Source organism: Nocardia sp. NBC_00565 (assembly GCF_036345915.1).
Taxonomy (GTDB): Bacteria; Actinomycetota; Actinomycetes; order Mycobacteriales; family Mycobacteriaceae; genus Nocardia.
In genome coordinates this window covers 4,063,286-4,080,983 of record NZ_CP107785.1, presented here as the reverse complement: position 1 = coordinate 4,080,983, position 17,698 = coordinate 4,063,286, and the positions used below count along the sequence as shown (strand labels likewise).

Here is a 17,698-nt window from a genome sequence, read left to right as displayed (position 1 = left end):
GGGATAATGACTGCTGTGGCGGAACAGCCCGTAGACAAGAAGTCCACCTTCAAGAAGCTCGGCGCGCGCCACAAGGCCCGCCGCCGGGCGGTCGATCTGCTGTTCGAGGCGGAGGCCCGCGACGTGGACGTGGCCGACCTGCTCACCGAGCGGGTCGAGCTGGCCACCCAGGACCAGGCGGTCGCGCCGGTGCACGCCTACACCCATACGTTGGTCGAGGGCGTCGCCGACGATCTCGACCGGGTGGACGGCACCATCGAGTCCTACCTCAAGGACTGGGAGTTGTCCCGGCTGCCCGCCGTCGACCGCGCCATCCTGCGGATCGCGGTGTGGGAGTTGTTCCACGCCAACGATGTTCCGCCGGTGGTCGCGGTCGATGAGGCGGTGGAGTTGGCCAAGGAGCTGTCCACCGATGATTCGCCGTCGTTCGTGAACGGTGTACTCGGCCAGGTCGTGCTGGTGGCTCCGCAGGTGCGTGCCGCCGCGGCCGCGACCAGGGCGCCGCGTCCGGAGCCGGAAGCGTGACCAACAAGTACCTGGTCATGGCGATGCGCAAGCCGTCATTCGACCCGGACGTGATCGAACCGCACCGGCAATTCCTCAACGAGTTGCTCGATCGTGGGCAGTTGGTGGAGAGCGGTCGATTCACCGACGGGACCGGTGGTGCCTACGTGATCCACGCCGAAAGTCTCGAAGCCGCCAGGGAAATCGCGTTCACCGACCCGGTGCACACCACCGGGTCGTCGGAACTCACCGTGTACGAGTGGGAGATCGCAGTCTCCGCCTGAGCCCAGCGCTCCCGCTGGTGGGTGTACGGACCCAGCGGGAGCGAACCGTGAGCCGTCGACACTGACGGTTCTCGGACTCGGGTGTGCGGCCCAGTGGTGTCTCGGGCCGGAGCACGGCTCCGATCTTGGTTCCTCAACCGCACTCGAGGTCAAGCGATGTGACCCGGACCACCGCGTGCGCGACGCTGTCGCCGCGGCACCGAGATCGGTTGCGGCGGTACGAAACGGAGCCGGCCCCGCGAATCGATACGCCACCGTAGCCCGGTGCACCTATCCTGGGTGAAAACCCCGGGGAGGCCGAAACATATGGGACGGGTACTGATCTGGCTGCGCAACAACATCGACGGTCTCGTCGCGTTGGTGCTCGCGGTCATTTTCGGTGTGATCTCGCTGATCGACATCGGGTTATTCGATTCAGACTTGATCAACGCGGTCATTCTGCTGGTGCTCGGCCTGCTCGCGACCACCTTGCTGCGCGATCGGCACTTGTCGGCCAAGGCCATTCGCGACTCGAACTTCGTGCACCTGCTCTACGGTCCCGAGATCGGGCACGCGCATACGCTGGCCCGTCGCGGTACCGAACAGTGGCTTTTCAAGGGTGGCACCGGAACCTATCTGCGGGCGGTCACGCTGCGGGAATGCGTGGAGAACGCGCGCCGCGAACAGCGCCCGCTGCGGATTCAGGTGGAGGTGCTGGATCCGACCAATGAACTGGTGTGCAAGACCTACGCGCAGTTCCGCTCGTCGCTGGTGCCCGAGGCCGACCGCACCGGGGAGTTGTGGACCACCGAGCGGACCCGCAAGGAGGCCTTCGCGACGGTGCTCGCGGCCTGCTGGTACCGGCAGCGGTTCACCTTCCTGACCATCGATGTGGGGCTCTCGGCGGTGATGACGACCTTCCGCTGGGACCTCTCGTCGAGTTGCGTCATTGTCACCCAGGACAATCCGAATACCCCGGCGCTGATGTTCGAGCGCGACAAGCCCTATTACCGGGACTTCAACCGCGAACTGGTGGCCAGTTTCAAGCAGGCCAGGCAGGTGCCGCTGAGCCGAAGCGAGGAGCTCGCACTCGCCGACGAGCCGTCGGTCGACCAGGCCCGCGCGCTGTTCGATCTGCTCGGTCTGGCGTTACCGGCCTCCTATACCGATCGTGACGTCGCCGATGTCGTGCGGCGCGCACTGCAGCCGAGGAATCCGTACTGAATGAACGACTACGCCCGCCTACGAACGCTGATCGGCTCCGATGCGGCGGGCCCCGCGGTGCGTCGCTGGACTCGTGACTTCATGACCGCTGTGCTCGACGGCAGCGCCGAGGTCATCGCGGTGCGACATCCATTGGGATTCTTGTGTTTTCCCGCGTGGCGCGGCGACGGATTCGGCGTCTGCGTGCACGTCTGGACCGAGGGGCTGCGGGCCTACCCGACCACCTCGCCCATGCACGCGCACAGCTGGGATCTGCTCAGCGTGGTGCTGTACGGGAAGGTGGGCAACAAGATCCTCGAGGTGGACAGCACGCCGGAGCGCCCGACCCATCGCGTATTCGAAATCCACAGTGCCGCGGACGGTGACGTGGTGCGCGCGACCGCGCAACTGGTCGCCTACCGCGTTCGATCCAGCGAACACTTCCGCGCGGGCGAGGTATACACCCTGCCGCACGGCGCCTTTCATGTTTCCGATGTCCAAGGAGAGGCGGCGACCGTCGCGCTCGGCGAAGTTCGGCACGGCCGACCGGACCGTTCCCTCGGCACCCTCGCCACCACCGACCATCGGGTGCACCGAACTGGTTGCACCCCCGCCGAAACTCGGCGCGTCGCGCAGACCGTGCTGGCGCGCCTGCGGGAACACACCCTGCCCGAACAACTGGAGGACCGATGCGAACAGGCGACGTAGTGAACCTGGCGCTCCCACTGGATGTTCGGCCGCCGGACGATCCCGGCCCGATCCCGAGCCCATTCGACCGATTCGAGACTGTCTTGACGGCCGCGGCGGACGTCGCGACCGCGGCGGCGACCGAGGCGGGGCAGGCCATCCGCGCGGGGCTGGCCGGATCGCTGACCGTCCGAACCAAGGACGCCAGCGGCGATCTGGTCACCGACCTGGATCTGCGCGCCGAGCACATCATCGTCACCCACATCCGTCGCGCTTTCCCACACCACCGCATCCTGGCCGAGGAATCCGGACTGCACGGCGTCGACGACTCCTGGTGCTGGGTCGTCGACCCCTTGGACGGCACCAACAACATCGCCATCGGCCTGCCCGTGTGCACCATCGGTATCGCCCTGTGCCACAACGGAATCCCGATGCTCGGCGTAATCCATGAACCACTCGCCGACCGGACCTGGTCCGCCATCCGCGGCGCGGGCGCCACCGGCCCCGACGGCCCGCTCTGGCGGCCGCCACACCGTCCCACCGAATCCGCCCCGACACTGGCCTGGCTCCAGGGCTACCCGGTCACCCGCACCGACGCCACCGCCCGCGCCCTGCGCCTCGCGCTGGAATCCGGCTCGCGCCGCCTGATCCAACTGTGGTCGCCCCTGCTGTGCTGGGTCATGCTGAGCCGCGGCGATATCGACGGTTTCGTCGGTTACCGCGCGGGCCTGGTCGACCTGCCCGCCGGAACCCTGCTCGCTCGCGGATCCGGTATCCACATCACCGATTTCGACGGCGCACCGCTCGACGATCACCTCGACCTGCCCGGCGGTGAGGTCGATTTCATCGCCGCGAGTCCCGAAATGCTGCCCGATCTCGCCGTGCTGGTCAAGGCCGCCGCCGAGGTGACCGTCACGGGCCTGCCCGGACCTCAGCACTGAGGCGGTCGGCTATCCCGTGGCCAAGAGCGCCGCGACCGCACCGGTCGTAGCGACGAGCGCGAGTCCGAGTCCGGTCAGCACGAACCGCAGCATCGGCACCCGTACGCCATGGGTGCGGCAGAACTCCAGGCACAGCAAGGTGGCCAGCGACGCCCACGGCGTCACGATCGGCCCCACATTGGTGCCGATCAGCAAGGCCAGCAATTGGTTTCGATTCTCCTCGGGCACCACCGCCTCGCCCGCGGTGTACGCCGGAAGGTTATTGGCCACATTCGATAATCCGGCACCCGCACCTGCCGCGCGATAGGCCCCGACCGCTCCGGAATCGTTCCCGATCAGCGCATGCATCAGATCGGCGAGCCCGAACCTGCTCAGGGTCGGCACCACCAGGAACAACCCCACCACGAAAACCAGCAGCTGCCACGGGATCAGCGATGGTCGCAGCGAGGAACGGTCGAAGATCGCGAAGGCGAGCACCGCGATGGCGGCGGCGATGGTCGCGGCGATGCCGATGCGGTCGCCGACGACCGGGATCGCCAGGATGAACAGCAGACACGCGCCCGCCGTCGTGTACAGCAGGGTGCGTTCCTTCGCGTTTTCCGGCCGAATCGGCTCCGGTGGTACGTACCGATCGGTTTCTCGTCGGCCGCGCCGCCAATACCAGATCCACAGGCACACCATGGTCGCCGCGATCGAGACCAACTGTGGCGCCCACATGCGCGCCGCGAATTCGGTGGCATGCAATGCGACCCGGTCCGCGGCGAGCAGGTTGGTGAGATTCGAGACCGGCAGCAGCAGGCTCGCGGTATTCGCCAGCCACAGCGTGGTCATGGCCAGGGGCAGCGGCGGGATTCGCGCCGGTACCGCCAATGCCAGCATCACCGGAGTGAGCAGGACCGCGGTGGTGTCCAGGTTGAGCAGGATCGTGGTCGCGGACGCGAATGCCACGCACAGTAGGAACAATGCCGGATAGTAGCCACGGCCCAGAATGGCCAGTCGATGCGCGATGACGTCGAAGACTTTGGCCTGACGGGTGAGTTCCGCCAATACGATCACGCTGCCGAGAAACAGCAGCAGCGGTCCGATGCGCCGCATATTGTCGGCGGCCTCGTCGCGGGGCAGCAGCCCGGTCGCCACACACAGCAGTCCGGCCACCAAGAGCCCGATCCGGACCCAGTCGAGCGTGCTCAGCCCCCATCTGGGCGGTGGTGTCGGCGTCATGGCGTTCGACGGCGGGTTCCGCGCGGAGGAATCGACCGGTCCGGGCACACCAGCCATCATGACACGGCACGCGCGCCAGGACCGGTTCACCCGCCCGCATCGTGCGGCCGGAATTCGTCTCGCTCCCTTGTCTATTCGGATAGGCCATACTGGGGGCGTGACTCAGGGCGGGCGACGAGACTTTTTCATCAGTTACTCCCCGGCTGACGAGCGATGGGCCACCTGGCTGGCCTGGCAGTTGGAAACGGCGGGTTACCGGACCCTGATCCAAGCCTGGGATTTCGTACCCGGCACCAATTTCATCGACTTCATGGATCGCGGTGTGCGTGAGTCGGCGGTGGTGCTGGTCGTGCTCTCGGAGAACTACCTCGGCTCGTACTACGGGACCATGGAGTGGCAGGCGGCATTTCGCACCGATCCGGGCAAGCTGCTGCCGGTCCGGATCGCGGAATGTGCGCTGGAGGGTCTACTCGCCACCATCACCTACCTGGATTTGGTCAACGTGCCGACGGCGGAGCAAGCGCGCCGTGTGCTGCTGGAACGGGTGGGGCACTTACTCGTCGGACGGGCGAAACCCCGCGCCGAGCCGGGTTTCCCGCACGACGGCGCTGGTGCGCAGCCGGACCGGTATGTCGACGAAACCCCCTCCGGCGCTGTCGAATCCGCGCTGAGTCGGCGAACTCCGGTTTCCGCTCCGGCCTTTCCCGGCAGCACACAGCAGGATGAGCATCGCACCGGAGTCTCCGTATTGCATGTGGCCGGACCGCGTTTCGGCCGCGGTCTGCTGGGCCAGGACGAGCCGAGCACCGCGCGCGAACTGCAGGCCCGGATCTACGCCGATGTCACCCAGCTCGTCGGTCAGGGGGTGCCGAAGCCGGATCTGATCGTGGTCTCCGGTGATATGACCGAATCCGGCCGCCCGCGCGAGGTCGACGAGGCGCTGTCGTTCCTGGCCGGACTGCGGGTGCTGCTCGGTTTGGAGCCGCATCGGCTGATCGTGGTGCCGGGCAATCATGATGTCTCGAAGGTGGCCTGCCACGCGTACTTCCTCGGCTGCGAGGCGCGCGACCGCAAACCTCAGCCGCCGTACTTTCCCAAGCTCGAGCAGTACGCGCGCATGTTCAGCGAGCTGTATCAGGGCCTGGACCATCTCGTCTTCGACGTCGGCCAGCCGTGGACATTGTTCCCGATCCCCGAATTACGGGTCGTGGTGGCCGGATTGAACTCGACCATGGCCGCGACCCACCTGCCCGAGGACGACTACGGCCGCATCGGCGAACCGCAGGCCGCCTGGTTCGCCGAGCGGCTGCGGCCCTTCGAGGAGAACGGGTGGCTGCGCATCGGCGTGCTCCGGCACGACCCGCTCCCGGGGCCCGGTGGCGCGCCGAATGATCCGGCCCTGCTGCGCGATGCCGATACGCTGTCGCGGCTGCTCGGCAGCCGACTGAATCTGCTGGTACACGGCCCAGGCCCCGGTGGGCTGCATCTGGATCGGCTGGGCGGCACGCTGCCCGTGCTACCGGCCGCCGGGCCGGGGCAGAACGAGATCATCCACCTCACCGCGGCGGGACTGTCCCGCTACACCAGCCACGATCCGCGTCCGGGCGAGCCTTTCGCACAGTTGGAACACCTTTGGTCGAAGGTGATCTCGGCGTTGCCGTCGGGAGCCAAGGTCGAACTTCCCGCCGCCGACGAATCCGATATCCCCGAACCGGCCGCCGAAACGCCGTCGATCGTCGACCCGCACGGACGACTGTTGGAACGTGTCGCCGAGGTGTGCGAAACCCGTTATCCCGGCGCGAAAATCCGCCGGGTCGAGGTGGAGCCACCGCATCTGCTGATCACCAATGAATACGACGAGGTGATCGCGCAGTGGCGCATCGGGGTGCATGTCGGCGATATGACCAGGGATGTGATCGAGGACTTCCTCGGCCACGACCCGGAATACGGCTCCGAACTCGTCTATCGCGGTGCGGCACCGGCCCGTTCGCTGCGTGAGGAGGCGGCCAGCCACGGGCTGCGGGTCCGCAGCTTCACCGAGTTCCAGGGTCTGCTCGACCTCGACGACTATCTCGCCCAGCAGGACGCGTGGTTGCGCGCCGATCGCCGCTATCCGCCGGATCTGTATGTGCCGCAACGTTTCCGCGTGCTCGAACACGGCGACCAGCTGATCCGTGACGATCTCGTCGGCGAGCTGCTGCGGGTGGTCGGCGCCGATCATGGCCGATTCATCCTGATCCTCGGTGATTTCGGGCGCGGCAAGACCTTCGCGTTGCGCGAGTTGGCCCGCCGCATCACCGAAACCATGCCCGCGCTCATCCCGATCCTCATCGAGTTGCGCGCGCTGGACAAAACACATTCGGTGGACGGTCTGGTCGCGGCGCATCTGGCCAATCACGGCGAGGAGCGAATCGACCTGAAAGCGTTGCGCTACATGCTGCGCGAGGGACGCGTCGTGCTGCTGTTCGACGGCTTCGACGAACTCGTCACCCGCATCAGCTACGACTTCGCCGCCGATCATCTGGAGACGCTGCTGCAGGCCGCCGTCGGCAAGGCGAAGATCATCGTGGCCAGCCGCACCCAGCATTTCGAATCCCGCGCCCAGGTACTGACGGCACTGGGCGAACGGGTTGGGCTGCTGCCGGATCGGCGCATCGTGAGCATCGAGGACTTCGCGCCCGCGCAGATCCACGCCTTCCTGACCAACCGCTACGGCGGCGATGTGCGCCGCGCCGACGCGCGGATGCGGTTGATCACCGGTATCGAGGATCTGCTCGGACTGGCCCATAATCCGCGTATGCTCGGTTTCATCGCCGACCTCGACGAGCGGCGGCTGCGAGCCGCGGCGGGCGCCAAACAGGCGGTCGGTCCGGCGGGGCTGTATCGGGAGATCCTGGAGTCCTGGCTGTCCTTCGAAGCGGATCGCACCGCCGCCAGCGCGGGTGCGCTGCCCGGGCTGCGGCTGCACGAATTGTGGTTGGCGGTTACGGCATTCGCGCTGCGCATCTGGGAAACGGGGGAGCCGTATCTGCGGATGGCCGAGTTGACCGATGTGGCACAGGGTTTGGTCGAGATGACCGGATCCAATCGGATGTCGGTACAGCAGTCGGCACACGCCATCGGCTCGGGCAGTTTGCTGGTGCGCACCGAGGGCAACCTGTTCGGTTTCATCCATGCCTCGGTGACGGAATGGTTGGTGGCCAACCACATTGCCGAGCAATTCGCGGCGGGCACCACGGCTCCGCCGCAACTCGAGCACGCGCCGCTGTCGCAACTGTCGATCGACTTCCTCTGCGATCTGGCCGATCACCGGGCGCTGCGCGGTTGGGCCGAGGGTGTGCTCGCCGACCCGGCCGTCGATGATGTACCGCGTACCAACGCCATTCGGGTCACGACGCGCCTGCGGACCGCGCCGACCGCGGACCTGCGTGGTGCGACGCTGGCCGGTGAGGATCTGTCGTATCGGGATCTGCGCGATGTCGACCTCACCGGTGCGGATCTCACCGGGGCCCGCTTGGTCGGAACCAACCTCGATCGCGCGATCCTGCACAGCGCACGGTTGGTCGGCGCGCGTCTGGACGAGGCCAGTCTGGTCGGCGCGGACCTGAGCGAGGCCGATCTCACCCGCGCGCGACTACTGCACACCGATCTCACCGGTGCGAGGGCCAATGGCAGCCGCTGGGCCCGCGCCGCGTTGATCGATGTCACCGGCACGCCGACCGGTACCGACCTGCGCGGTGCGGCCTGGGTCCCCGGAACGCCGGCGCAGACCGAATTCGCACCCGCCGCAATAGGTGTTCGGCACGGCTTCCATGCCAGGCACGGCCGTCTTCCGCAGCCCGTCGCCTACAACCCGGACGGCGGTACCCTCGCCATCGGCAGCGATGACGGCGGTGTGCTTATCTGCGATGCCGAGACCGGACGGCCGCTGCGCACCCTGCAGTCGCACCGGGCCCGCACCTTCGCCGTGGCCTTCACCGAGACCGTGCTGATCACTGGATCCGGGGACGGTACCGTCGGTATCTGGGACGCGGCCACCGGCGAGCTGCGCCGAATCCTGTCGGGGCACAAGAACTGGCCGTGGCCGGTGGTGCTCGGCCCAGCCGGTGATGTGTTGGCGACCGGCGATGCCGATGGCGTATTGCGGTTGTGGGCCCTGCCCAGCGGTGAGTTGCGGCACGAATGCCGTCCGCCCGACGGCAGCCGGGAACTGATCTACAGCTTGGCCGTTCACGGTCCGCTGGTAGCGGCATCCTATCGGGACGGATCCGTGCGGTTGTGGGATACCGAAACCGGCAGGGAGACAGGACAGTTCAGGGGCGCGGACGGATCGGTGTTCCGTGTCGCGTTCAGCCCGTCCGGTGATCTGCTCGCGGTCGGCGGTGTCGACGGCACGCTGTCGCTGTGGGATCCGTTGCGCTGCCGCAAGATCCGCGATCTGTCGGGTCATACCGGCCGGGTGTACACCGTCGCGTTCCATCCCGATTCGCCCATTGTGGCCAGCGGGGATACCGATGGTGGACTGCGCATCTGGGATACCGACACCGGCGAAGTGCGCAATGTACTCACCGAACACAACGCGGCCCTCTACTGGCTGAGCTTCGATCCCGCCGGTGATCGGCTCGCCTCCGGCGACAGCGCCGGACTGGTCTGCCTGTTCGACAGCACGTCCGGGGAAGTGCGACACCGGTTCACGGCCCACACCGGTTCGATCTGGCCGTTCGTCTTCCGGCCCGACGGCGGCCAACTCGCCATTACCGACGACCAATTCACCACGCGGCTCTGGGATCCCGCCACCGGCGTGTGTAAACACACGCTGACCGGCCACGGCCGTCAGGTCCGCACGGTGACCTTCAACGCGGACGGCACCCTGCTCGCGGGCTGCGGTAACGACGGCGTGGTGCGGCTGTGGGATCCGGTGACCGGACGCCTGACGCGCCGACTGATCGGCAGCGAGGATCGGCTGCTCACCTTCGAATCGGCGGTGTTCAGCGCGGTGCGGCCGAGTCAGCTCGCCGCGGTCGGCAACGACGGGCGGTTGAGCCTGTTCAATCTCGATACCAACAGCTACGAGCGCCATATCAACGTCGAATCCGCCCCGATCTGGGCCATCGCCTTCGACTCCACCGGAGCATTCGTGGCTACGGCGAACGACGACGACACCGTCATCGTCTGGGTGCGCACCACCGGCGCGCTGCACGCGGTCTGCGCGGAACATCGCGGCCGGGTGCGGTCCATCGCCTTCAATGCCGACGGCACGCTGATGGCCACCGGCTGCGACGACTCCGTGGTCCGGTTGTGGGATGTGCAGTCGGGCCGATTCCTGCGTGCGCTGCGCGGTCACCGCGATCGGGTGTACGCGGTCGCCTTCCATGGCGACCGCCTGGCCAGTGTCTCCTGGGACACCACCATCCGCATCTGGGATGTCGAATCCGGGGCCGAACTGCACGAGCTGACCAGGCACACCGGCCGACTGTGGACCGCCGCGGTCGACCCGAACACCGGCACTCTGGCGACCGCGGGCGACGACCTGGTGGTTCGCCTGTGGGATATGGCCTCCGGACGTCATCTGCACACCTTGGAAGGCCACAAGCGCCGCGTCTGGTCGCTGAGCTTCGATCCCTCCGGCCACCTGCTGGCCAGCGGCGGCGACGACGGCAACATCATCCTCTGGTCGCGCCCGGAGACCGAGCCGCCCGACGCCGCGCCCGCGATCCGCGCCATCCTGCTCGGCCTGCCCGAAGGCTGGGCGGCATTGGCCCCGGACGGCCGCTACAAATTCGAGGGCAATATCGCGGGACAGTTCTGGCACGTCATCGGCATGTCCCGGTTCGAATCCGGGGAACTCGATCCCTACCTTGCGGAGGTGGCGCAGTTGTCCGCGGACGTGCCGTTCTAGTTCTGCGGGGCGAATCCCGGTGACCGCTTGGCGTGGTTGCGGTTCGGCGCTCGCCTGTGCGGCATACGATTGAGGTGGGCCCAGGGAACACTGATTCATCCGCGCCCGGGCGACGTCCCGCCGGCGCACGGAGGGAGGCCGGTCGATGGAACGCACCACGTGTCTGGTGGTCGGTGGTGGACCGGCCGGTATGGTGCTCGGACTGCTGCTGGCACGCGCCGGTATCGATGTGACCGTGTTGGAGAAACACAAGGACTTCCTGCGCGACTTCCGTGGCGACACAGTGCATCCCACGACCCTGGACCTACTCGACGAATTGGGGCTGGGGGCGGAGTTCGCGACACTGCACGCGCGCAAACTCGATTCGATCCAACTGCCGATCGGCGGCTCGGTGCAGACCCTGGCCACCCTGAAGAATCTGCCCGGCAAGCACAAGTACATCGCTATGGTGCCGCAGTGGGACCTGCTGGACTTGCTGGCCCGCGCTGCCGAGCGAGAGCCGAGCTTCCATCTGCGCATGAATACCGAAGCGACCGGCCTGGTTCGGTTCGACGGCAAGGTCGTCGGCACCGCCTACCGCACCACTGACGGTGCCACCGGCGAACTCCGCGCCGACCTCACTGTCGCGTGCGACGGCCGCGATTCGCTGCTGCGGGCGGCGGCGGGGCTGTCCTCGCACAGCTGGCCGACGCCAATGGATGTGTGGTGGTTCCGCCTGCCCCGCAACGACACCGACCCCGCGGGCGCGATTCCGATCGTCAGCAACAAGCGCGGCGCGGTCCTGCTCGATCGCGGCGACTATTGGCAATGCGCGACGCTCATCGCCAAGGGCGCCGACGAAACGGCGCGCCGCGGCCCCGTCGGCGAGATCATGCGGACGATGGCCGATGCCGTGCCCTGGCTGCTCGATCGCGTCGACGCGTTGACCAGCTGGGACGAGGTGAAACTGCTCGATGTGAAATTGGACCGCCTGGACAAGTGGTACACCGAGGGCCTGCTCTGCATCGGCGACGCCGCCCACGCGATGTCACCGGTCGGCGGAGTCGGCATCAACCTCGCCGTCCAGGATGCCGTCGCCACCGCCGAAATCCTTGCCGCACCACTGCGTTCGGGCACCGTCGGCACCGCCGACCTGCGCCGCGTGCAACGCCGCCGCACCCTGCCAACCGCCGTCACCCAAGGTATGCAGCGCTTCCTTCATGCCCGCGTCCTGCGCCCCACCCTTTCCGGCGACCTGGACCTCACCGCCGCCCCGCAGGCCCCGCTACCGATTCGCGTCTTCCGCCGAATCCCCATCATCCGCAGCATCCCCGCATACCTGCTAGCCCGCGGCATCCGCCCCGAACACGCCCCCCACTACGCCCGCCGCCCCTAACCCCCCCGCAGCTTTGTCGGCCCTGGCGCCCCTACAGGGTGCGAAGGCGGACAAATGGTGCGGATCTTCAGGTTGGGCGGCGCCCCAGCCCGCGGTGACGTCGAGGCTGGTCGGCCGATGGACCGCGAGGAAGGCGAACCGGCGATCTAGGGTTACGGCGATCTTCGTGACGACGTGCTGTCGCGCCGGGCTCCGTCCCGCCGCGCACGCGGTTTGCTGACACGGATTCTGAAACAGAGTATTTCCGCTGATTCACGGGAAACATCAATGGAGGCAGAGGGATTCGCAGTCGGTCGACGATGGCGGACTTGGTTGCTATGCCCGAAGTCGCCGCAAGCCGATCTCGCGGCGTAGATCTGGCCGCCGAGGTTGCGCAATTTGTCTGGGACAGTTGTGCGGTGCTGTTGGAAGCGCGGCTCGGCCCGCAAATTACGGGCGCAACACGATCTTGCCCAGCGGGGAGCGCTCCTCGATGCGCCGATGCGCCGTGGCGGCCTCCTCGAGCGGCAGCACGGAATCGACCAGGGGAGCGAGAGTTCCCGCGGCGGCCCGGTCCAGCACCGCGGCCCGCGACCGCGCGACACCGGCGAGCCAATCCGGCCCGGCGCACCCGACGAGGGTGAGCCCGCGGGTGATCAGGTCCATCGCCGACACCTGCGCCGGTGCGCCGGAAAGCCATCCGTAGCTGAGCATCCGGCCCCGCAACGGCGTTATGGCGTCGAGCAGGTCGAGGGCGCTGGTGCCGCCGATCGAATCGAAGACCACGTCGACCGTTGCGCCGTCGAGGATTTCGCGCAACCGGATCGGCCAGTCCTGTGCATTGTGATCGATCACCTCATCCGCACCCAATTCCAGTGCGCGAGCGCACTTCTCGGGCCCACCCGCGGTCGCGATCACCCGCGCCGCGCCGAATTCCTTCGCGAGCTGGGTGAGCGAGCTGCCGACACCCGTGGCGGCGGCTTCGATCAGCACCGTCTCGTTCCCGGCCAGGGCCGCCGTCTCCAGTAGCGGTAGTGCCACCGATCCGTTCATCAGCACCGCGGCCGCGTCGACCGACGACAGGCCAGTTGGAAGCGGAGTGGCGGAAGCTGCAGGCGCGGAAACGAATTCGGCGTACGAGCCGAAGCCCGCAGTGTCCACGGCGACTCGTCGGCCGACCCACGTCGCGTCCACGTCGGCCCCGACCTCGGTGACCACTCCGGCGGCCTGGAAACCGAAGACCAGCGGTGGCTCGACTGGCACCGGGAACTCGCCCGAGCGCAGTTTGGTCTCCGGGAACAGTACCGGGATCGCCTCGGTCCGGATCACCAGCTCGCCCGGGCCCGGCTGTGGCGCCGCGACGTCCTGAACGACCAGGACCTCGGGTGCGCCGATGCCCGTCATTACGATTGCCTTCATCGAGAACTCCATAAATTGACTGTCGGTCCAGTTATTCGGACGATATGGACCGCCGGTCAAGTTGTCAATGCTGTGCAGAAGGCGGGTGTGATGACCGACGGTGTTTCGAGCGATCGGCCGAGGGAACGGGCGGATGCCGCGCGCAACCGGCGCGCGATCCTCGATGCGACCGCCACCTTGCTCGCCGAGCACGGCGCGGCGTCGATCACCATGGACCGCGTCGCCGCGGCGGCGGGCGTCGGCAAGGGCACCATCTTCCACCGCTTCGGCAACCGCGCTGGTCTGCTGCGGGAGTTGCTCGGTGAGCGGGCCTTCACCCTGATGGACGATATTTCCAACGGTCCGCCGCCGCTCGGCCCCGGCGCGCCGCCCGCAGAACGACTAATCGCCTACTTCGACGCCATGACCCGCCTGGTGATCGATAACGTCGAGCTGATCATTGCCTACAACACCATCCCGCCGCATCCGAGAAGGGATGAGGTCCACGCCTTCTGGGCCGCGCATATCACCTCGATGCTGCGCGCGGCCCGGCCGGATATCGACGCGGAGGCCGTCGGCAGTCTGCTGCTCGCGCCGTTGGGCGGCGAACTGGTGCCGCAAATGATCCGCGAGGGGCAGGGCGAGCGACTGCTGGCCGCCATGCGCGAACTCGTCGAATCGGTCTTGCGCGCGCCGTAACCGGCAGTCAGTCCCGGGCCAGAATCGCGTCGAAACGTTCGTCGGCACTGTCGAGCTGATGCAGGATGTGCCGCTTGACGTGCTCGGCCAGCGGGGTGTCCGGACGGGTGACGAGTTCGCGGTAGACCTCGGTGAGCGGGCGATATTTGATGGCGAGCTTACGCATCGCCGGACCGTCGGCGTACAGGATGCCGACACCGTTATCGGTGAAGTCGGACAGTTTGACGATGCGGGCCCATGGCGCGCGATCGAGGTTGGCCGCCACGTGTTCGCGGTATTGCGCGAGCCGATCGATGGCCGGATCCGGTTCGGGATTGGTCACGGCCGCGACGAGTTCGGCGACGCGCGTGCCGAAGCGATCGCCGAGTTCGGCCAGTGCGGCATCGGTCTGTGAGCCGGGACGGGTGCCCGCCAGTTCGGCGGGGTGATCTTCGACGGAATCGTGCAGCAGTCCGGCCGCGACGACGTCCGGATCGTGCACCTCGTAATGACTGATGATCCGAATCGCCACCCGCAGTACGTGATTCAGATACGGTTCGCGGCCGTAGCGATCGTCGCGGTGCAGTTCGGTGGCCAGTTCGAGTGCTTCGGTGAGACGGTCGGTATCGGGTAGTTCGGCGATTTCGAGAAGTAGTCGTTCGCGCAGTCCGGATTCGCCGTAGACCTCGCTGATCGTATGCAGCGGCATCACGGCCAAAACTCCCGCCCCGGGATTACTCATATGGCCAATCTATCGGGGCGATGTCGCTCGGCGCTGTGCTCTGGGCCACTGCGTCGCGCGCAAATAATCCGTTGCCGCCGCTGGTCGCGCGTGTTCTCCTGGAATACACGCGAGGCAGAACTGGAGGTGAACGTGGCCGCGCAGAACAAACGGCCGCGCCGCGGTTCGGCCGCCGACGATATGGTGAAACTGCATCGACGCACGATGGTGCTCGATGGCCGGGTGTACACGGTGCTGAGCCTGCGGCCCGGCAACGATGTCCGATTCGCGACCAACCGGTTTCACGACACCTGGCATGTGCTCTCCGACTGGCGCGGTGCTCGGGTCCTGGCTCGGCTGCTGTGGGGTCTGGCTTATCAGCGCCGGCCGGGCACGCTCGTGGTGATCGATCCGGTGCATCTGGATCCGAATCCGTTCGACGCCGCGCCGTCCGATCCGATTGTGCTGGTGCCCTCGGAGCTGACCGTCTTCACCCGTGCCGCGGCCGCGGCGCTGCGCAGGCGGCTGCCGTTGCGCGATCGTTCGCAGGGCACGGTGCGCTGGCAGACCTTCGGTCTGGATGCCGCGGTCGCGCGGCTGCGGGAGTGGCGTGCGCAGGGTCCGGGGGAGCGGAGCTGGCATTTCGTCGATGTGCCGACCGGGTGGGAGCGGGTCGATCGGATCGGCGGGCTGGTCACGATCTTCGGGGCGCCCGATCAGTTGCGTTCCTGGGGGACCTCGCTCGCGACGCTCGGCACCTACGCCTGCTACGGCATGGACTACGAGTTCCTGGACGAGGAAAGGAACGGCGAGGTGCAGATCTTCCGGCAGTACCGCCGGAAGGTGAGTATCGCGCGTCAGGCTCGCGCCGAAGTGCTCGCCCGATGCGATGGGCATGGGCCGGCCGAAGAAGTACAGCGAGCGATCTGGTCGCACGGCGCGACCGTTCGTCGCCGTCGTCTTCCGGCGCTCGAGGCATCCGAACCACTTGCGCCGAACTGATCACGCGGGCGCCGCATCAGTGGATGCTGCTGCGGCGCCTGCGGTCGTTCACTGAGCCTTCGGGACCAACGTGTTCTGCCGGGCCGCGGTCCACATTGGTGACGATCTGTTCGATCGCGGCAATGTCGGCGGTGTGATCGGTCGTGCTGTCCTCGACCACGGGCTGAATTGTCGTTGCGCTGATGGAGATCAGCTTCTTATCTCAACCGAGGTTCAGGTCAAGTCGCGTGCGCCGGATCTAGCGGACGCCGCGCGGCCGGAATTGAATACTGATCCGCGGGCCCGCGGGCCTGCGCGTCTTCGGCACCGCATGCTCCCAGGTGCGCTGGCACGAGCCGCCCATCACCAGCAGATCTCCGTGCCCGACCTGATATCGAATGCTCGCGCCACCGCCGCGCGGCCGCAGCAGCAATGCCCGAGGCGCACCGATCGAGACGATGGCCACCATGGTGTCATCGGTCGCGCCGCGCCCGAAGGTATCGCCGTGCCAGGCCACGCTGTCGCGCCCGTCGCGGTAATAGCACAACCCCGCGGTGCGCAACGGCTCCCCGAGTTCCTCGCGATAGTGCGCACTCAACGCCTCCCGCGCCTCGTTCAACGCCGGATCGGGCAGCGCTGCTCCTTCCTCGTAGAAACAGAGCAACCTCGGTACGTCTACCACCCGGTCGTACATCGGCCGCCGCTCCGCCTGCCACGGCACCCCATCCACCAATCGCTCGAACAGCACATCCGCCCCGCACAGCCATCCGGGCAGCACATCCACCCACGCCCCATGGCTCAACATCGTTCGTTGTATGCGCGCGAGTCCTCCGACCTCGATCTCCCCGAACCCGTCGAGCAGTGATCCCTGCAGCGGTGTCGACATGCCGCCGAATCTACGCCCTATCGAACGTATGTGCTAGCGAAAAACGGTCCCGAGCACGCCCGGAAGCATCCGATGAGTCGTCGGCGACCCGGCTGTAAATCGACACCGCCGAAAGTCTGCTGTCCGGAATGCCCGACCTGACCGGAATTCGCCGCCTGGCCCGGCCAACCGCCGGTCGGTGGTCCTGCTCACAACGGATATGGCTGGTTAAAGCGGTGTAATCGGCGCTGCTAGGCTGCTTGCCGTAAGACATCCTTTAACGGACCGTCCGGTGAGGCGGGGAAGGAGGTCGGCATGGCCGTGCCCGAGGAACGGGCCGCCAAGTCCGGCGCTGCCGAAACGTCGCAGCGACACACCCCGGAGTGGGTGGACGCGGGACGTGAACTGTTGTCTCCCTCTGACGTCGGCCGGACCATCGCGCGCATCGCGCATCAGATCATCGAGAAGACTGCCCTGGATTCGGGCGAGCCGGACGCACCGCGCGTGGTGCTGATCGGCATTCCCACCCGCGGCACCACCCTCGCCGCGCGGCTCACCGACAAGATCGAGGAATTCTCCGGCGTGCGCCCGGCCCTCGGCTCGCTGGACATCACCCTCTACCGCGACGATCTGCGCAGCCGCCCGCACCGCCCGCTCGAGCGGACCTCGGTGCCCGAGGGCGGCATCGAGGACGCGCTCGTGGTGCTCGTCGACGATGTGCTCTTCTCCGGCCGCACCGTCCGCTCCGCGCTCGACGGACTGCGCGACCTCGGCCGCCCGCGCGCCGTCCAGCTCGCGGTGCTCATCGACCGCGGCCACCGCGAACTCCCCATCCGCGCGGATTTCGTCGGCAAGAACGTGCCGACCTCCCGCAGCGAGGACATCTCCGTTCTGCTCACCGAACACGACGGCCGCGACGGCGTCTACTTGCATCAGGAGGAAGCGCAGTGAACCGGCTCGCCGGACCCGACCCGGACTACAGC

Annotated in this window: 15 protein-coding genes; 10 read left to right on the top strand and 5 right to left on the bottom strand. The window is 67.2% G+C overall.

Annotated elements, in window-relative coordinates:
* Window positions 1–15 precede the first annotated feature (15 nt).
* From nusB to OG874_RS19525, 5 genes are all read left to right on the top strand, one after another.
* Window positions 16–525: a transcription antitermination factor NusB gene (gene nusB / locus OG874_RS19545; RefSeq protein ID WP_330256557.1), complete on the top strand. Its 510-nt coding sequence runs from the start codon at window positions 16–18 to the stop codon at window positions 523–525.
* Window positions 522–788 carry a YciI family protein gene (locus OG874_RS19540; RefSeq protein ID WP_330256556.1) on the top strand — a complete coding sequence of 89 codons (267 nt, stop codon included), beginning with the start codon at window positions 522–524 and terminating at the stop codon, window positions 786–788. The genes nusB and OG874_RS19540 overlap by 4 nt, the downstream gene beginning before the upstream one ends.
* A 306-nt stretch (window positions 789–1,094) precedes the next feature.
* A complete protein-coding gene (locus OG874_RS19535; protein WP_330256555.1) occupies window positions 1,095–1,991 on the top strand; it encodes a hypothetical protein in 897 nt (298 codons plus the stop codon).
* The gene (locus tag OG874_RS19530; protein ID WP_330256554.1) at window positions 1,992–2,678 is read left to right on the top strand and encodes a hypothetical protein; all 687 of its coding nucleotides are present in this window, start codon (window positions 1,992–1,994) and stop codon (window positions 2,676–2,678) included. It begins immediately after the preceding gene.
* The gene (locus OG874_RS19525) at window positions 2,660–3,598 is read left to right on the top strand and encodes an inositol monophosphatase family protein (protein WP_330256553.1); all 939 of its coding nucleotides are present in this window, start codon (window positions 2,660–2,662) and stop codon (window positions 3,596–3,598) included. The genes OG874_RS19530 and OG874_RS19525 overlap by 19 nt, the downstream gene beginning before the upstream one ends.
* 9 nt (window positions 3,599–3,607) lie before the next feature.
* Here the strand turns inward: OG874_RS19525 and OG874_RS19520 are convergent, their stop codons facing one another.
* Complete coding sequence (locus OG874_RS19520; RefSeq protein ID WP_330257342.1) at window positions 3,608–4,876, bottom strand: SLC13 family permease; 1,269 nt, start codon at window positions 4,874–4,876, stop codon at window positions 3,608–3,610.
* Between the two features lie 100 nt (window positions 4,877–4,976).
* Between OG874_RS19520 and OG874_RS19515 the strand changes: the two genes are divergently transcribed.
* Both OG874_RS19515 and OG874_RS19510 read left to right on the top strand, forming a co-directional pair.
* Entirely contained in the window at window positions 4,977–10,718 is a 5,742-nt protein-coding gene (locus OG874_RS19515; RefSeq protein WP_330256552.1) for a TIR domain-containing protein, read from the top strand.
* A gap of 145 nt (window positions 10,719–10,863) precedes the next feature.
* A complete protein-coding gene (locus tag OG874_RS19510) occupies window positions 10,864–12,093 on the top strand; it encodes an FAD-dependent oxidoreductase (RefSeq protein ID WP_330256551.1) in 1,230 nt (409 codons plus the stop codon).
* 429 nt (window positions 12,094–12,522) lie between these two features.
* Here the strand turns inward: OG874_RS19510 and OG874_RS19505 are convergent, their stop codons facing one another.
* Window positions 12,523–13,491: a quinone oxidoreductase family protein gene (locus tag OG874_RS19505; RefSeq protein ID WP_330256550.1), complete on the bottom strand. Its 969-nt coding sequence runs from the start codon at window positions 13,489–13,491 to the stop codon at window positions 12,523–12,525.
* Window positions 13,492–13,581: 90 nt separating this feature from the next.
* On the opposite strand from OG874_RS19505, the gene OG874_RS19500 reads away from it, so the two are divergent.
* Window positions 13,582–14,169 carry a TetR/AcrR family transcriptional regulator gene (locus OG874_RS19500; protein ID WP_330256549.1) on the top strand — a complete coding sequence of 196 codons (588 nt, stop codon included), beginning with the start codon at window positions 13,582–13,584 and terminating at the stop codon, window positions 14,167–14,169.
* A 7-nt stretch (window positions 14,170–14,176) separates the two neighbouring features.
* On the opposite strand, the gene OG874_RS19495 is transcribed toward OG874_RS19500, so the two are convergent.
* Window positions 14,177–14,890, bottom strand: a complete 714-nt coding sequence (locus OG874_RS19495) for an HD domain-containing protein (RefSeq protein ID WP_330256548.1) — start codon at window positions 14,888–14,890, stop codon at window positions 14,177–14,179.
* A 132-nt stretch (window positions 14,891–15,022) separates the two neighbouring features.
* On the opposite strand from OG874_RS19495, the gene OG874_RS19490 reads away from it, so the two are divergent.
* A complete protein-coding gene (locus OG874_RS19490; RefSeq protein ID WP_330256547.1) occupies window positions 15,023–15,871 on the top strand; it encodes a hypothetical protein in 849 nt (282 codons plus the stop codon).
* 16 nt (window positions 15,872–15,887) lie between these two features.
* Here OG874_RS19490 and OG874_RS19485 read toward each other — a convergent pair whose 3' ends face one another.
* Entirely contained in the window at window positions 15,888–16,031 is a 144-nt protein-coding gene (locus OG874_RS19485) for a hypothetical protein (RefSeq protein WP_330256546.1), read from the bottom strand.
* Between the two features lie 78 nt (window positions 16,032–16,109).
* Window positions 16,110–16,736, bottom strand: a complete 627-nt coding sequence (locus OG874_RS19480; protein ID WP_330256545.1) for an alpha-ketoglutarate-dependent dioxygenase AlkB — start codon at window positions 16,734–16,736, stop codon at window positions 16,110–16,112.
* A gap of 294 nt (window positions 16,737–17,030) precedes the next feature.
* On the opposite strand from OG874_RS19480, the gene pyrR reads away from it, so the two are divergent.
* Window positions 17,031–17,666 carry a bifunctional pyr operon transcriptional regulator/uracil phosphoribosyltransferase PyrR gene (gene pyrR, locus OG874_RS19475; RefSeq protein WP_330256544.1) on the top strand — a complete coding sequence of 212 codons (636 nt, stop codon included), beginning with the start codon at window positions 17,031–17,033 and terminating at the stop codon, window positions 17,664–17,666.
* Window positions 17,667–17,698: the final 32 nt, after the last annotated feature.

Bases quoted from the DNA above. Each gene is read 5' to 3' on its own strand.
- OG874_RS19530 (WP_330256554.1), top strand. From the start codon at position 1,992: ATGAACGACTACGCCCGCCTACGAACGCTGATCGGCTCCGATGCGGCG.
- pyrR (WP_330256544.1), top strand. From the start codon at position 17,031: ATGGCCGTGCCCGAGGAACGGGCCGCCAAGTCCGGCGCTGCCGAAACG.
- OG874_RS19500 (WP_330256549.1), top strand. From the start codon at position 13,582: ATGACCGACGGTGTTTCGAGCGATCGGCCGAGGGAACGGGCGGATGCC.
- OG874_RS19510 (WP_330256551.1), top strand. From the start codon at position 10,864: ATGGAACGCACCACGTGTCTGGTGGTCGGTGGTGGACCGGCCGGTATG.
- OG874_RS19505 (WP_330256550.1), bottom strand. From the start codon at position 13,491: ATGAAGGCAATCGTAATGACGGGCATCGGCGCACCCGAGGTCCTGGTC.
- OG874_RS19480 (WP_330256545.1), bottom strand. From the start codon at position 16,736: ATGTCGACACCGCTGCAGGGATCACTGCTCGACGGGTTCGGGGAGATC.
- OG874_RS19495 (WP_330256548.1), bottom strand. From the start codon at position 14,890: ATGAGTAATCCCGGGGCGGGAGTTTTGGCCGTGATGCCGCTGCATACG.
- OG874_RS19535 (WP_330256555.1), top strand. From the start codon at position 1,095: ATGGGACGGGTACTGATCTGGCTGCGCAACAACATCGACGGTCTCGTC.
- OG874_RS19520 (WP_330257342.1), bottom strand. From the start codon at position 4,876: ATGGCTGGTGTGCCCGGACCGGTCGATTCCTCCGCGCGGAACCCGCCG.
- OG874_RS19525 (WP_330256553.1), top strand. From the start codon at position 2,660: ATGCGAACAGGCGACGTAGTGAACCTGGCGCTCCCACTGGATGTTCGG.